Annotated in this window: 10 protein-coding genes; 1 reads left to right on the forward strand and 9 read right to left on the reverse strand. The window is 74.3% G+C overall.

Features of this window, described 5'->3' with window-relative positions; translation table 11 throughout:
* Window positions 1-55: 55 nt before the first annotated feature.
* The 9 genes from ACSDG8_RS09785 to ACSDG8_RS09825 form a co-directional block, all read right to left on the reverse strand.
* On the reverse strand, window positions 56-1,120 hold the full coding sequence (locus tag ACSDG8_RS09785) for a hemolysin family protein (RefSeq protein ID WP_439427828.1): 1,065 nt from the start codon (window positions 1,118-1,120) through the stop codon (window positions 56-58).
* Window positions 1,117-2,472 carry a hemolysin family protein gene (locus ACSDG8_RS09790; RefSeq protein ID WP_210893171.1) on the reverse strand — a complete coding sequence of 452 codons (1,356 nt, stop codon included), beginning with the start codon at window positions 2,470-2,472 and terminating at the stop codon, window positions 1,117-1,119. The genes ACSDG8_RS09785 and ACSDG8_RS09790 overlap by 4 nt, the downstream gene beginning before the upstream one ends.
* Before the next feature lie 163 nt (window positions 2,473-2,635).
* Window positions 2,636-2,971, reverse strand: coding sequence for a monovalent cation/H(+) antiporter subunit G (gene mnhG / locus ACSDG8_RS09795; RefSeq protein WP_210893173.1), 336 nt, complete (start codon window positions 2,969-2,971; stop codon window positions 2,636-2,638).
* On the reverse strand, window positions 2,968-3,231 hold the full coding sequence (locus ACSDG8_RS09800) for a monovalent cation/H+ antiporter complex subunit F (RefSeq protein WP_210893174.1): 264 nt from the start codon (window positions 3,229-3,231) through the stop codon (window positions 2,968-2,970). The genes mnhG and ACSDG8_RS09800 overlap by 4 nt, the downstream gene beginning before the upstream one ends.
* Window positions 3,228-3,875, reverse strand: a complete 648-nt coding sequence (locus ACSDG8_RS09805; RefSeq protein WP_210893176.1) for a Na+/H+ antiporter subunit E — start codon at window positions 3,873-3,875, stop codon at window positions 3,228-3,230. Before ACSDG8_RS09805 ends, ACSDG8_RS09800 begins: the two co-directional genes overlap by 4 nt.
* Complete coding sequence (locus tag ACSDG8_RS09810; protein WP_210893178.1) at window positions 3,872-5,377, reverse strand: Na+/H+ antiporter subunit D; 1,506 nt, start codon at window positions 5,375-5,377, stop codon at window positions 3,872-3,874. The genes ACSDG8_RS09805 and ACSDG8_RS09810 overlap by 4 nt, the downstream gene beginning before the upstream one ends.
* Window positions 5,378-5,432: 55 nt before the next feature.
* Window positions 5,433-5,912 carry a Na(+)/H(+) antiporter subunit C gene (locus tag ACSDG8_RS09815; protein ID WP_374223525.1) on the reverse strand — a complete coding sequence of 160 codons (480 nt, stop codon included), beginning with the start codon at window positions 5,910-5,912 and terminating at the stop codon, window positions 5,433-5,435.
* A gap of 55 nt (window positions 5,913-5,967) precedes the next feature.
* Window positions 5,968-8,802, reverse strand: coding sequence for a Na+/H+ antiporter subunit A (locus ACSDG8_RS09820; protein ID WP_210893180.1), 2,835 nt, complete (start codon window positions 8,800-8,802; stop codon window positions 5,968-5,970).
* Between the two features lie 394 nt (window positions 8,803-9,196).
* A complete protein-coding gene (locus ACSDG8_RS09825) occupies window positions 9,197-9,517 on the reverse strand; it encodes a hypothetical protein (protein ID WP_030504176.1) in 321 nt (106 codons plus the stop codon).
* Between the two features lie 177 nt (window positions 9,518-9,694).
* Here ACSDG8_RS09825 and ACSDG8_RS09830 point away from each other — a divergent pair, with 177 nt between their 5' ends.
* The gene (locus ACSDG8_RS09830; protein ID WP_439427829.1) at window positions 9,695-14,362 is read left to right on the forward strand and encodes an Lhr family helicase; all 4,668 of its coding nucleotides are present in this window, start codon (window positions 9,695-9,697) and stop codon (window positions 14,360-14,362) included.
* The last annotated feature ends 14 nt before the right edge of the window (window positions 14,363-14,376 follow it).

Here is a 14,376-nt window from a genome sequence, read left to right on the forward strand (position 1 = left end):
GCCGGCCCGGCGAGATGGGGACACCACCTCGCCGGGCCGGCACGGATCACGACGTTCAGCGCATCCGGCGGCCTCGCGGCACCGTGTCGGTCTCGTCGTCGAACTCGCCGATGACCTCCTCCAGCAGGTCCTCCAGCGCGACGAACCCGATCGGGCGGGTCGGCCCGCCGCCGTTGCTCACCAGCGCGAGCTGCGCCTGCTGGGCCCGCATCGCGGCCACCGCCTCGGTCACCGACGCCTCGGCCGGCAGCGTGAAGGCGTTGGTCATCAACTCCTCCGCGGTCGCCGGGCGGCCGGTGGTGACGGCGCGCACCGCCTCGCGTACGTGCACCAGGCCGCACACCTCGCCGCCGGTGTCGAGCACTGCGAGCCGGGACCGGCCGCTGTCGCGGGAGACGTGCTCGATCCGCTCGGCGGTCTCGTCCCGGCCCACCGTGACGATCTGGTCGAACGGTTCCATCACCTGCGCCACAGTGGTGCCCTGAAGCTCCAGCATGCTGCTGAGCAGCTGGTGCTGCTCGGCGCCGAGCAGCCCGTGCTCCCGGGACTGCTCCAGCAGGATCCGCAGCTCGTCCGGGCCGTGCACCTGGGCCAGCTGGTCCTGCTGCTGCACGCCGAACAGCCGCAGCATCGCGTTCGCGAGCCCGTTGAGCACTGACAGCACCGGCCGGACGATCCGGGCGAAGGCCCGGAACGGCAGCGCCAGCAGCGTCGCCGAACGCTCCGCGTCGGTGATCGCCCAGGACTTCGGGGCCATCTCGCCGACCACCAGGTGCAGGAACGTCACCAGGGACAGCGCGAACACCAGCGCGACCACGTGGCTGGCCGCGGCGGGCAGGCCGACCGCGTGCAGCAGCGGGCTGATCAGGTGCTCGATGGCCGGCTCCGCCAGCGCGCCGAGACCCAGCGTGCACAGCGTGATGCCGAGCTGCGCGCCGGCCAGCATGAGGCTCAGCTCGCGGACGCCGTCGAGCGCCGCGCGGGCCGCCCGGCCGCCACCGGCGGCCGCCTGTTCCAGCCGGTACCGCTTGGACGCCACGAGCGCGAACTCCGCGGCCACGAAGAATCCGTTGAGCGCCAGCAGCACCACGGAGAAGAACAACGCGAACCCGGGGCTCATGCCGCACCCTCCCCGGACACGTCGGCGGTGGACCGCAGCCGCACCGAGTCGGCCACGTGCCGGTCCACTGCGAGCACCTCGACCAGCACCCGCGGGCCGGACGCCGGCTCGTCGCCGTCGGTGGCGACCGGGATCTCCAGCCGGTCACCGACCTCGGGCACCCGGCCCAGCTCCCGCATCACCAGACCGGACAGCGTGTCGTACTCGGGCGCCTCGGGCAGCTCGATGCCGGTGCTGTCGGCGACCTCGTCGATGCGCCAGCGCGCCGGGACGACCCAGGAGCCGTCCTCCTGCCGCGCCGCGGCCCGGTCCGGCGGGTCGTCCTCGTCGCGGATCGGCCCGACCAGCTCCTCGGCCAGGTCCTCCAGCGTGATCACGCCGGCGAAGCCGCCGTACTCGTCGACCACGCAGGCGAGCTGCCGGTGCCCGGACCGCAGCCGGTCGAGCACCGTCGGCAGCGGCAGCGTCTCGGGCACCAGCAACGGGGGTACGGCCACCGCGTCGACCCGGGTGGTCGCGCGTTCCGCCGGGGGCACCCCGAGCACGTCGGCGATACCGACCACGCCGATCAGGTCGTCGACGCCCTCGGCGCCGCTTACCGGGAACCGGGAGTGGCCGGTGTCCAGCAGCTCGACGATCCGGCTGACCGGCTCGTCGGCCCGGACGGTGTGCACGTCGACGCGGGGCACCATCGCCTCGCCGGCGGTCAGTTCCCGGAAGTCCAGGCCCCGGTCCAGCAGGTCGGACATCTCGGCGTCGAGGTGCCCTTCCTCCCGGGACTCGGCGATGATCTGTTCCAGGTCCTGCGGGGTGGCGCCGCTGGGCAGCTCCTCGATCGGCTCGATGCCGATGCGGCGGAGCAGCCGTACCGCGGCCCGGTCGAAGAGCGTGATCAGCGGGCCGGCGATCTTCAGGTACATCAGGGTGGACCGGGACAGCGCGCGGGCGAGCGGCTCGGCCCGGGCGATGGCCAGGTTCTTCGGGGCCAGCTCACCCAGGACCATCTGCACCACTGTGGCGATGACCAGGGCCAGCGCCACCGACAGCGGCAACGCCACCGTGCTGGAGATCCCGGTGAGGCCGAGCAGGTCGGCCAGCCCGGCGCCCAGGAACGGCTCGGCGACGTAACCGACGAGCAGTGCGGTCACGGTGATGCCCAGCTGGGCGCCGGACAGCATGAACGAGAGCCGCGCGGTGACTTCCAGGGCCCGGGACGCGGCACGGTCGCCACCGTCGGCGAGCTGCTTGAGCTTGCCCCGGTCGACGGCGACGTAACCGAACTCCTGGGCCACGAAATAACCGGTGGCGGCGGTGAGCACGGTGATGAGAAGGAGACCGACGAGGATCAACACGGGAGGTTCAGGGCTCCCGGGGTCGTCGGGGAGGGAATTCGCCGGGTATGACCCGGCCGGCTACTGCTGCCCTCCGGGGCAGAAGAGTCGATCATGCGGCCCATTTTATCGGTACCCGCTGGACGTCCGCTGAGGGTGCCGGGAACCCTCCTCCACGTCCGGTTCACCGCCCGGCCAGCTCGTCCACGTCCAGCAGGCTCCGGTCGACCCGCCCGGACCGGTAGGCCGCCCGCCCGATCATCTGCGCGGCGACCGGCGCGGTGGAGAGCTGGAAGATCGCCACGAGGACCAGCATGCCCAGGTCCGAGGGGGTACGCAGGCGCAACGCCAGCCCGGCCAGGAGCAGCAGGACGCCGAGCACCTGCGGCTTGGTGGCCGTGTGCATCCGGTCCAGCACGTCCGGGAAGCGGACCAGCCCGATGCCGGCGACCAGCCCCAGCACGGCGCCGGCCAGCAGCAGCACCCCGCCCGCCCAGTCCGCCACGGCAGCGACGCTCATGATTCGGCCCGGACCGCGAAGCGCACCAGCGACACCGACCCGATGAAGCCCAGCAGGGAGAGCACCACGAGCACGGGCAGCGTGGTGGCGTGCCGGTTGACAGCGGCCTCCGCCCCCACCGCGGCGAGCATCGCCGACAGCAGCAGGTCGGCGGCGACGACCCGGTCGAGCAGGGACGGGCCGCGGTAGATGCGGGCCAGGGCGAGCAGCGCGGTGGCCGAGAGCAGCACGATGAGCGCCACGGCGAGCAGGACGGTCACGGGTTCCTCCGTTCGACGGGTTCGAGGTCGAGCTGGCGTACCTCGGCGGGAGATCCGATGGCGCGGACGATGCGCCGTTCGACGGCGAGCACACGCTTCCGGCTGTCGCTCACGTCCTGGGGGCCGCGCACGTCGAGCACGTGCACGAAGAGCACGCCCTCGACCCGGTCGACGTCGAGGATCAGGGTGCCCGGCACCAGCGAGATCACCTCGGCGGTGAGCGCCAGGTTGAGGTCGGTGCGCACGCGCAGCGGCACCGCGATGATCGCGCCGCGCGGGCGGTAGCCGAAGCGCAGCGCCACGGCGGCGACGTGCAGGCTGGCGCTCACCAGCTCCGCGACGAAGGTGGTCAGGAAGACCAGCAGCGCGCGGGGGCGGAACCGGCCGCCGAAGGAGACCGGCGGCAGCGGGAAGAACACCAGCACGGCCACGCCGACCACCAGCCCGGCGATCAAGTTGCCCCAGGACACGTCGCCCCACAGCAGCATCCAGGCGACGACGAGCCAGCCGAGCGCGAGCGCCTGGTCGCGGCGCCGCCCACCGCGGCCCACCGTCGGCATCGGCCCGTCCGGCTCGGGCGCGGCCCGGGGTACGCCCTGCGGCTGTCCGCCTGCGCCCCCGCCCGGGGGCAGGTCGTCGGTCACGGCACGTCCCCGGGCAGGACCGCCCGCACGTACGGGGTGCGTTCGCGCAGGTCGGTGGCCGCGTCAGCGGTGACCTGGAACAGCGGCCCGGCCAGCAGCGTGAACAGCACGCCCAGCGCCACCAGGGCGGTGGTGGCGCCGACCATCAGGCCGGGCAGCCGGGCCGGCACGGTGGTGGAGGCCAGTCGGGGCTCCCGCCAGAACGCGATGTTCCACACCCGGGAGGCCGCGTAGAGGGTGAGCAGGCTGGTCAGCGTGCCGGCCCCGACCAGCACGGCGGGCAGCGTGCCGCCGGCCGCCACCCCGGCCTGGAGCAGGCCGAGCTTGCCGAGGAAGCCGGAGAACGGCGGGATGCCGGCGAGGTTCATCGCCGGGACGAAGAAGAGCACGCCGAGCATCGGGGCGATCCGCGCCAGGCCGCCGATGCGGCGCAGGTCGGTGCTGCCCGCACGTTCCTCGACCAGGCCGGCGACCAGGAACAGCGTGGTCTGGATGGTGATGTGGTGCACCACGTAGAAGATCGCCCCGGACAGTCCGGCGACGCTGCTCAACGCCACCCCGAAGATCATGTAGCCGATGTGGCTGACCAGCGTGAAGGAGAGCAGCCGCTTCAGGTCCGACTGGGCAACCGCGCCGAGGATGCCGACCACCATGGTCAGGCCGGCCACCACCATCAGCAGGCCGGCGACCTGGCCGCCGGGGAACAGCAGCGTCTCGGTGCGGATGATCGCGTACACGCCGACCTTGGTGAGCAGGCCGGCGAAGACCGCCGTCACCGGCGCCGGCGCGGTCGGGTAGCTGTCCGGCAACCATGCCGACAGCGGGAACACCGCCGCCTTGATCCCGAACGCGAGCAGCAGCATCAGTTGCAGGGTCATGCGTACGCCCGACGGCAGCGCGTCCAGCCGGCCGGCGAGCTGCGCCATGTTCAGCGTGCCGGTGGCCGCGTACACCAGGCCCACCGCGGACAGGAACAGCAGCGACGACAGGATGCTGACCACCACGTACGTCGACCCGGTCCGCAGCCGCACCTCGGTGCCGCCCAGCGTGATCAGCACGAAGCTCGCGGCGAGCAGGATCTCGAAGCCGACGAAGAGGTTGAACAGGTCCCCGGCCAGGAAGGCGTTCGTCACGCCCGCGGTGAGCACCAGGTACGTGGGGTGGAAGATGCTGACCGGAGCGGTCTCGCCGGTCTCCCCCCGGCCCTGGCCGATCGAGTAGAGCAGCACGCAGAGCGTCACCGCCGAGGAGACCAGCACCATCAGCGCCGCCAGCTGGTCGGCCACCAGCACGATGCCCACCGGCGCCGGCCAGCCGCCCACCTGCACCACCACCGGCCCGAACCGGTACGCCTCGACCAGCAGCACCGCCGCGACCACCAGGACGCTGCCCAGGCAGAGCACGCTCACCGACCGCTGCAACCGGGGCTGCCCGGAGAGCAGGAGCGTGAGCGCCGCGCCGAGCAGCGGCACCACCACCGGCAGCGGCACCAGGGCGCTCACAGCGCCATCTCCGTTCGCGACTGCGGGGCTCGCAAACCCGGCTCACTCCTCGCGCTCACAAGTCACCGTCGCGGCGCAGCCGCCGGCGGGCCGGCTCCGGGTCCACCTGCTCCGGGTCGTCGTCCGGGCCCTCGCCGCCGTGGTCCGCCGTGGACACCTCGTTGCTCTCGGCGAGCCGGACGATCTGCCGGTCCTCCAGGTCGTCCTGCACCTCGTCGTCGCCGCTGGTGTACCAGCTGCGGTACGCGACGGCGAGCAGGAACGCGGTCAGCCCGAACGTGATCACCACTGCGGTGAGCACCATGGCCTGCGGCAGCGCGTCGCTCATCTCACCCGGCGGCGTGGAACCCACGAACGGTGCGGGGCCGGAGCGCCCGCCGAGCAGGATGAGCAGGTTCACGCCGTTGCCGAGCAGGATGATGCCGAGCAGGATCCGGGTCAGGCTGCGTTCCAGCAGCAGCGTGACGCCGGCGGCGACGAGCACCCCGACCGCCAGCACCAGCACCATCGTCGGCGCGGCCGCGCCCCTGTTCACCGAGCCACCTCTGCTCGCGACTGCGGGGCTCGCAAACCCGGCTCACTCCTCGCGCTCATGAGGGACCGTCCCGCTGGACGACCAGCCCGCGTCCCGCCTCACCGGCGGCCTCCACGTGCCGGTCCACCTCGGCGCCGAGGCTGCGCAGGATGTCCAGCACCAGCCCGACCACCACCAGGTAGACGCCGATGTCGAAGAAGAGCGACGTGACCAGGTAGAAGTCGCCGATCACCGGCAGCCACAGGCCGACCTTGACGCTCTGCAGCACCTCGCCGGTCAGCGCCAGGCCGAGCACTCCGCTGCCGACCGAGATGCCCAGACCCGCGCCGAGCACGGTGCCCGCCCCGACCGGTGCCGCCTCGGCCAGCTCGTACCGGCCGCCGGCCAGATAGCGCAGCGCCAGCGCGAGGCCCGCCACCAGGCCACCGGCGAAACCGCCGCCGGGGGCGTTGTGCCCGGAGAAGAGCAGGAACAGCGAGAAGATCAGTACGGTGTGGAAGATCAGCCGGGTGACCACCTCGAACACGATCGAGCGGCGCCGCTCCGGCAGCGTCTGCCCGCCGCGCAGCCACACCGTGCGCCGGTCACCGGTGCGCACCGCGACCGGCCGGGGACGGCGGGGACGCGGCCCGGTGCGGGAACGCTCGTAGATCAGGCTGGCCACGCCGGTCGCGGTCACCACGAGCACCGAGATCTCCCCCATGGTGTCCCAGGCCCGGATGTCCACCAGGGTCACGTTCACGATGTTGCGGCCGTACCCCTCGACGGCGGCGAGCTGCGGGAAGTCGGCGGAGATCGACGGCGCCCGGCGTGCCCCGGCCGCGGTCAGCGCCAGCCCGGCCATCACCACGCCGGCGGCGATCCCGATGCCGCGCCGCACCCAGCGGCTGCGGCGCAGCGGACGGGCCGAGAAGCGTTCCGGCAGCCGGCGTAACACCAGCACGAACACGGCGATCGTGGCGGTCTCCACCAGGAACTGGGTGAGCGCCACGTCCGGCGCGCCGTACAGGACGAACATCATCGCGGTGCCGTAGCCGGTGACCCCGACCAGCAGCATCGCGGTGAGCCGGCGGCGCGCGCCGACCGCGAGCAGCGCGGCGACCGCGATCACCACGGTGACCACGAGCTGGGCCGGGTTGTCCCAGGCCGCCAGCTCCACCCGCCACGGCGCGGTGGCCAGCATCGCCCCGCCGGGCACGAACACCAGCGCGAGCAGCACCGTGCCGAGGTACTGCGGCAGCGAACCGCGCTGGGTGGCGCCGGTGACCTCGATGGCGAGCCGGTCGAAGGCGTGCGTCACCCACTCGTACCCCTGGTTGCCGCCCACCGGCGAGCGCAGCCGCGCCAGCGCGGGCGCGAGCGGGCCGCGGACCAGGTGCAGCGCCGCACCGCCGGCCAGCACGAGGGCGGAGAGGCCGAGCGCCACTGTCGGCCCGTGCCAGAGCGCCAGATGCTCCTCGACCGGCCCGAACAGCTCCGCGTACGGCTCGAACAGGCCGCTGAGCCACCCGGCGGCCGGGCCGGCGGCGAGCCCGGCCACGGCGAGCAACGCCGGGGGTACGAGCATCGCGGCCGGCGGCCGGTCCACCTCCGTGTCGGCGACGCCGGGCCGGGTGCCGAACGCGCCCCAGACGAACCTGATGCTGTACGCGACGGTGAGCGCGCTGCCGGCCACCAGCACGGCGAGCACGAGCGGGTCGCCGGTGAACGCGGCGAGCACCGACTCCTTGGCCACGAACCCGAGCAGCGGCGGCACGCCGGCCATCGAGGCGGCGGCGAGCGTGGCGACAGTGGCCAGCACCGGCGCGGCCCGGGCCACACCGGACAGGTCCCGCAGGTCGCGGGTGCCCGCCTCGTGGTCGAGGATGCCGACGACCAGGAACAGCGCCGCCTTGAACAGGGCGTGCGCCGCCAGCATCGCCACGCCGGCCAGGGCCCCCTTCGGGGTGCCCGCCCCGAACACCACGGCGAGCAGGCCGAGCTGGCTGACCGTCCCGTACGCCAGCAGCAGCTTCAGGTCGGTCTGCCGCAGCGCTGCCCAGCCGCCCAGCACCAGCGAGACCAGTCCGGCGACGACGGTGACCGGCCGCCACGGCCCGGCCGCGGCGAGCGCCGGGCCGAGCAGTCCGATGAGGAAGATTCCGGCCTTCACCATCGCCGCCGCGTGCAGGTACGCGCTGACCGGTGTCGGCGCGGCCATCGCCACCGGCAGCCAGGCGTTGAACGGGAACACCGCCGACTTCGCCAGCGCCCCGGCGAGGACGAGCAGCACCGCCAGCGCCAGGTAACCGCCGCCGGGCAGCGGCGCGGACGCCACCGACGACCAGCGGTAGCCGCCCGCGTGGTGGCCGAGCATCAGGAACCCGACGAGCATGGCCAGGCCGCCCAGCGTGGTCACGGTGAGCGCCTGCGCGGCCGCCCACCGGCTGGACCGGCGCTCGGTGCTGTGCCCGATCAGCAGGTACGAGAAGACTGTGGTCAGTTCCCAGAAGACGTAGAGCAGCAGCAGGTCGTCGGAGACGACGAGGCCGAGCATCGCCCCGGCGAAGGCGACCATGACGGCGGCGAACCGGGCCAGCCCGACCGACCCGGGCGCGAAGTAGCGGGCGGAGTAGACCAGCACCAGCGCGCCGACGCCGCCGACCAGCAGCAGCATCAGCCAGGACAGCGTGGTGACCCGCAGCGCCACGTCGAGCTGAAGCTGCGGGATCCACTGGTACGTCTCGACCACCGCGCCGCCGTCGCGTACCGCGCCGGTGTGGGCCGCCGCCCAGACCGCGGTGGCGGCCGGGGCGAGCGCGAGCAGCAGGCAGGCGCGCGGACCCCACCGGCGGACCAGCAGCGGGGCGAGCAGCGCCGCCACCAGGTGCACGATCAGCAGGACGAGCACGCGTACTCCCGGTCGAGGTGACAGCGCGCCGGAACACGCTGGGACACCACCGATCAGACGTCACAAGCGACCCTAACCGGGCTGTTTTCCCCAAAAGCCACCCTTCTCCCCACCGCCACCATCCACCCCGCCGCCCTCCCGCCCAACCGCCCTTGCCCCGCCTCGGCCGTTTCGCGTTGATCAAGGAGTTTGCGTCCGGAGGTCGCGCTCGCGGAGACACAAACTCCTTGGTCAACGCGAAGGTGGGTTGGTGGGTGGGACGAGGCGGGACGGGAGGCCTGGTCGCACGGCGGGAGGCGGGGCGGACGGCCGACGGCACCGCAGGAGGCGGGATGGAGAAGCAGCCCGCCACGGGAGGCGGGGTGGCAAGGGGCACAGCGGGCCGGCGGGTCGGTCAGGACAGGGCGGTGGAGTCCAACTGGCGGGCGGCCCGGTCGACGGCGCGCTGGGCGACGGCGAGGGACCGCAGCGGCAGCCGGGCGTCCCGGCTCTCCCGGCGCTGGACGAAGTAGTGCACGGCGGCCCGCACGCGCGCCCGGTCGGCAGCGCTGGAACGGGCGGTGGCGAGGATCATCTCGCGCAGCCGCCGGGCCAGTTCCTCGGCCAGTTCGAGGTCGGGACCGCGCAGCCCGGCGCGGAGCGCGGCCAGCCGGCCGTCGACCTGCCGGAGGAGCAGGTCGGTGCCGGGCCCGAAGCCTCGTTCCTCGACGGTCATCCACGCCTCCAGCCCACGCCGCATCGCGAGTGAAGTTACTTTATGTTGCAGTGCACAAGCAACCAGTTAAGTAAGACTTAACGGAACAACCATCCATTTCCCTTCCTGAGCGCTGTCGCCGGGACAGAACGCTGCGGCGATCGGCCGGATGTCACACCGGCGCGGCAGGATGGGGTCGTGGCGGACGAGGTGACCCGGTCAGGCGGGGTGCTCAAGGAGTTCGGCGCGGCGACCCGGGAGTGGTTCACCGCGGCGTTTGCCGCGCCCACCCCGGCTCAGCAGGGCGCCTGGCACTCGGTGGCCGCCGGACGCAACGCCCTGGTCGTCGCACCGACCGGCTCCGGCAAGACACTCGCGGCCTTCCTCTGGTCGCTGGACCGGCTCGCCAAGGAACCCCCGCCGGCCGACCCCCGCCGGCGCTGCCGCGTGCTCTACGTCAGCCCGCTCAAGGCCCTCGCGGTCGACGTCGAACGCAACCTGCGCGCCCCGCTCACCGGCATCCGCCAGGCCGCCGCCCGGCTCGGCCTGGCGCCGCCCGACGTCACAGTCGGCATGCGTACCGGCGACACCCCGGCCGACGAGCGCCGCGCCTTCGCCCGCACCCCGCCGGACATCCTCATCACCACGCCCGAGTCGCTGTTCCTGCTGCTCACCTCCGCTGCCCGCGACTCGCTGCGCGGAGTGGACACGGTCATCCTGGACGAGGTGCACGCGGTGGCGGGCACCAAGCGCGGCGCCCACCTCGCGCTGTCCCTGGAACGCCTCGACGCGTTGCTGGAGCGGCCCGCCCAGCGGATCGGGCTCTCCGCGACGGTCCGGCCGATCGACGTGTGCGCCCGCTTCCTCGGCGGCGCCCGCCCGGTCGACGTGGTGCAGCCACCGGCCGACAAGACCATCGAGGTGAGCGTCCAGGTCCCGGTGGAGGACATGACCCGCCTCGACGAGCAGGAGCCACCGGAGGACGACCTGGGCGGGCTCGCTCCCCGGCGCCCGTCGATCTGGCCGGCCGTCGAGGAGCGCGTGTTCTCGCTGATCCGCGCACACCGGTCCACGATCGTCTTCACCAACTCCCGACGCGGCGCCGAACGCCTCTGCGCCCGCCTCAACGAGCTGGCCGTCGAGGAGATCGAGGCCGCGTCCGCCCCGGAGGGCAGCCGCGTGGCCCGGGGCGGGGAGCCGGTGCGCGTATCCGATCTGCTGCCCGGCGCCGACGGCCCGCCGGTCGGCGACGGCGGTCCGCGCGGCGGCGCGGGGCCGATCCGCGCGCCCCGGCAGCCGGCGGAGGTGATGGCGCAGTCCGGCGCGGCCGCCGGGGCGCCGGCGGTGATCGCGCGAGCCCACCACGGCAGCGTCTCCCGGGAGGAGCGCAAGCAGATCGAGGAGGCGCTCAAGTCCGGTCGGCTGCCCGCCGTGGTCGCCACGTCCAGCCTGGAGCTGGGCATCGACATGGGCGCCGTCGACCTGGTGGTGCAGATCGAGGCGCCGCCGAGCGTGGCCGCCGGGCTGCAGCGGGTCGGGCGGGCCGGACACCAGGTCGGCGCGGTGTCGCGCGGCGTCGTCTTCCCCAAGCACCGGGGCGACCTGCTCTCGTGCACGGTGGTCGCCGAGCGGATGGGCGTCGGGGCGATCGAGGAGCTGCACTACCCGCGCAACCCGCTCGACGTGCTGGCCCAGCAGATCGTCGCGATGGTGGCGCTGGAGCCGTGGCGGCTCGGCGACCTCGCCGTGCTGGTCCGCCGGGCGGCGCCGTTCGCGGAGCTGCCGGACTCGGCACTGCACGCGGTGCTCGACATGCTCTCCGGCCGCTACCCGTCCACCGCGTTCGCCGAGCTGCGTCCCCGGCTCGTGTGGGACCGCGCCACCGACGTGCTGACCGGCCGCCCCGGCGCCCAGCGGCTCGCCGTGACCAGCGGCGGCACCATTCCCGACCGGGGCCTGTTCGGGGTCTTCCTGGCCGGCGCGGAGCGGGCCGCCCGGGTCGGCGAGCTGGACGAGGAGATGGTCTACGAGTCCCGGGTGGGTGACGTGTTCCTGCTCGGCTCGTCGTCCTGGCGGATCGAGGAGATCACCCCGGATCGAGTACTGGTCTCCCCCGCGCCGGGTCAGGCCGCCCGGATGCCGTTCTGGAAGGGCGACCAGCTCGGCCGCCCGGTCGAGCTGGGCCGGGCGATCGGCGCCCGGGTCCGGGCGCTGCTGCGGCAGTCCGACTCCGACGCGGTGGCGGCGCTGCGCGCCGGTGGGCTGGACGACTGGGCCGCCGGCAACCTGATGACCTACCTGCGCGAGCAGAAGGCGGCCACCCGGTCGCTGCCGGACGACCGGACGGTGGTGGTCGAACGGTTCCGCGACGAGCTGGGCGACTGGCGGCTCGCCGTGCACTCGGTGCTCGGCGCGCGCGTCAACGGGCCGTGGGCGCTCGCGATCGGGCGTCGGCTGGCCGAGCGGTACGGCGTGGACGCCCAGGTGATGCCCTCCGACGACGGCATCGTGGTCCGCCTGCCGGACACCGCCGAGACGCCGCCCGGCGCCGACGTGGTCGTCTTCGAGCCGGACGAGATCGCGCAGCTGGTCGAGGAGTCGGTCGGCACGTCCGCGCTGTTCGCGTCCCGGTTCCGGGAGTGCGCGGCCCGGTCGCTGCTGCTGCCGCGCCGTGACCCCCGTCGGCGGCAGCCGCTGTGGCAGCAGCGCCAGCGCGCGGCGCAACTGCTCGACGTGGCCCGCGAGTACGCCGACTTCCCGGTGACGCTGGAGGCCGCCCGGGAGTGCCTCCAGGACGTCTTCGACCAGCCCGCCCTGGCCGAGCTGATGCGTGACCTGGCCGCCCGCAAGGTACGCCTGGTGGAGGTCGAGTCCGAGCGCCCGTCGCCGTTCGCCAGGTCGCTGCTGTTCGGGTACGTCGGCGCGTTCCTCTACGAGGGCGACGCCCCGCTGGCCGAGCGGCGGGCCGCCGCGCTGGCGCTCGACTCCGGGCTGCTCGGCGAGCTGCTCGGCCGGGTCGACCTGCGGGAACTGCTCGACCCGGAGGTGCTCGCCGAGACCGCCCGCCAGTTGCGCTGGCTCACCGAGCAGCGCCGGCCCCGCGACGCGGAGGACGTGGTCGAGCTGCTGCGCGTGGTCGGTGACCTGAGCGGCGCCGAGCTGGCCGAACGGGGCGTGCCGGAATCCTGGACCGAGGAGCTGGCGGCGGCCCGGCGGGTCCTGCGGGTCCGCATCGCCGGCGAGGACCGCTGGGTCGTGGTCGAGGACGCCGCCCGGCTGCGCGACGCGCTCGGCGTGGCGCTGCCCGTCGGGGTCGCCGAGGCGTACCTGGCGCCGGTGGCCGATCCGCTCACCGACCTGGTCGCCCGGTACGCCCGCACGCACGGCCCGTTCGCGGCGGCCACCTGCGCCGCCCGCTTCGGTCTCGGCGTGTTCGTGGTCGAGCAGGCGCTGCGGCGGCTCGCCGCGAACGGCCGGGTGGTCTCCGGCGAGTTCGCCCCGGACACGGTGGGCACGCAGTGGTGCGACGCGGAGGTGCTGCGCCTGCTGCGCCGCCGCTCCCTGGCCGCCCTGCGCCGGGAGATCGAACCGGTGCCGCCGCGCGCGCTCGCCACGTTCCTGCCCCGGTGGCAGCAGGTCGGCTCGTCGGCCCGGGGCGTCGAGGCCGTCGCCGCCGCCCTCGAACAGTTGCAGGGCGTGAACGTGCCGGCGTCCGCGCTGGAACGGCTGGTGCTTCCCGCCCGGGTCGCCGACTACTCCCCCGCCCAGCTCGACGAGCTGTGCGCCAGTGGCGAGGTGGTGTGGGCCGGCGCGGGCGCGATCTCCGGCGGCGACGGGTGGGTGACGCTCGCGTACGCCGACTCCGCGCCGCTGCTGCTCCCGCCGCCGGACGAGGCGCTGACGCTGACCCCGCTGCACGAATCCGTGCTCGACGCGCTCGCCGACGGGCAGGCGCTGTTCTTCCGCTCGCTCTCCGACCGGGTCGGCGCCACCGACGACGCCGCCCTGTCCGCGGCGGTGTGGGACCTGGTGTGGGCCGGTCACCTCACGAACGACACGCTCGCCCCGCTGCGGGCCGCGCTCGGCGCGGGCGGGGCGCACCGGTCCCGGCCTTCGGCGCCGCGCACCCGCTACCGCCGGCCCGGCCGGGTGGCGCTGCCCAGCCGGGGCGGCCCGCCGACAATGGCCGGTCGCTGGTCCCGGCTGCCCGAACGCGACCTCGACCCCACCCGCCGCGCCGCCGCGCTCGCCGACCTGCTGCTGGAACGACACGGCGTGGTGACCCGGGGTGCGGTGGTGGCCGAGCAGGTCACCGGCGGTTTCGCCGGGGTCTACCCGGTGCTGTCCGCACTGGAGGAACGCGGGGCGGCCCGGCGCGGCTACTTCGTGGAAGGGCTGGGCGCGGCACAGTTCGCGGTGCCCGGCGCGGTCGACCGGATCCGGGCGCTCGCCGACGACAGCCAGGGCCGGGGCGGCCCGGCCGTGGTGCTCGCCGCGACCGACCCGGCGAACCCGTACGGCGCGGCGCTGCCCTGGCCCGAGCGCGTGGTCGACTCCGGGGACGGCGCGGCCCCCGCCACCGGGCACCGCGCCGGGCGCAAGGCGGGCGCGCTGGTCGTCCTGGTCGGTGGTGACGTGGCGCTCTACGTCGAGCGGGGCGGCCGGACGATCCTGTCGTTCACCGACGACACCGACACGCTCGGCGCGGCCGCCAAGGCGCTCGCCGACGCGGTGCACTCCGGCGCGCTCGGCGCGATCTCGGTGGAACGCGCCGACGGCGAGGCGGTGCACACGTCCCCGCTGCGCGACGCGCTGACCGCCGCCGGTTTCCGCGCCACCCCGCGTGGCCTGCGGCTGCGCGGCTGACCGCCCGGAGTGCC

The organism is Micromonospora sp. LA-10, from assembly GCF_051853095.1.
Taxonomy (GTDB): Bacteria; Actinomycetota; Actinomycetes; order Mycobacteriales; family Micromonosporaceae; genus Micromonospora; species Micromonospora echinospora_A.

Coding starts and splice junctions, on each gene's coding strand:
- ACSDG8_RS09785 (WP_439427828.1), bottom strand. CDS start 1,120: ATGAGCCCCGGGTTCGCGTTGTTCTTCTCCGTGGTGCTGCTGGCGCTC.
- mnhG (WP_210893173.1), bottom strand. CDS start 2,971: ATGAGCGTCGCTGCCGTGGCGGACTGGGCGGGCGGGGTGCTGCTGCTG.
- ACSDG8_RS09825 (WP_030504176.1), bottom strand. CDS start 9,517: ATGACCGTCGAGGAACGAGGCTTCGGGCCCGGCACCGACCTGCTCCTC.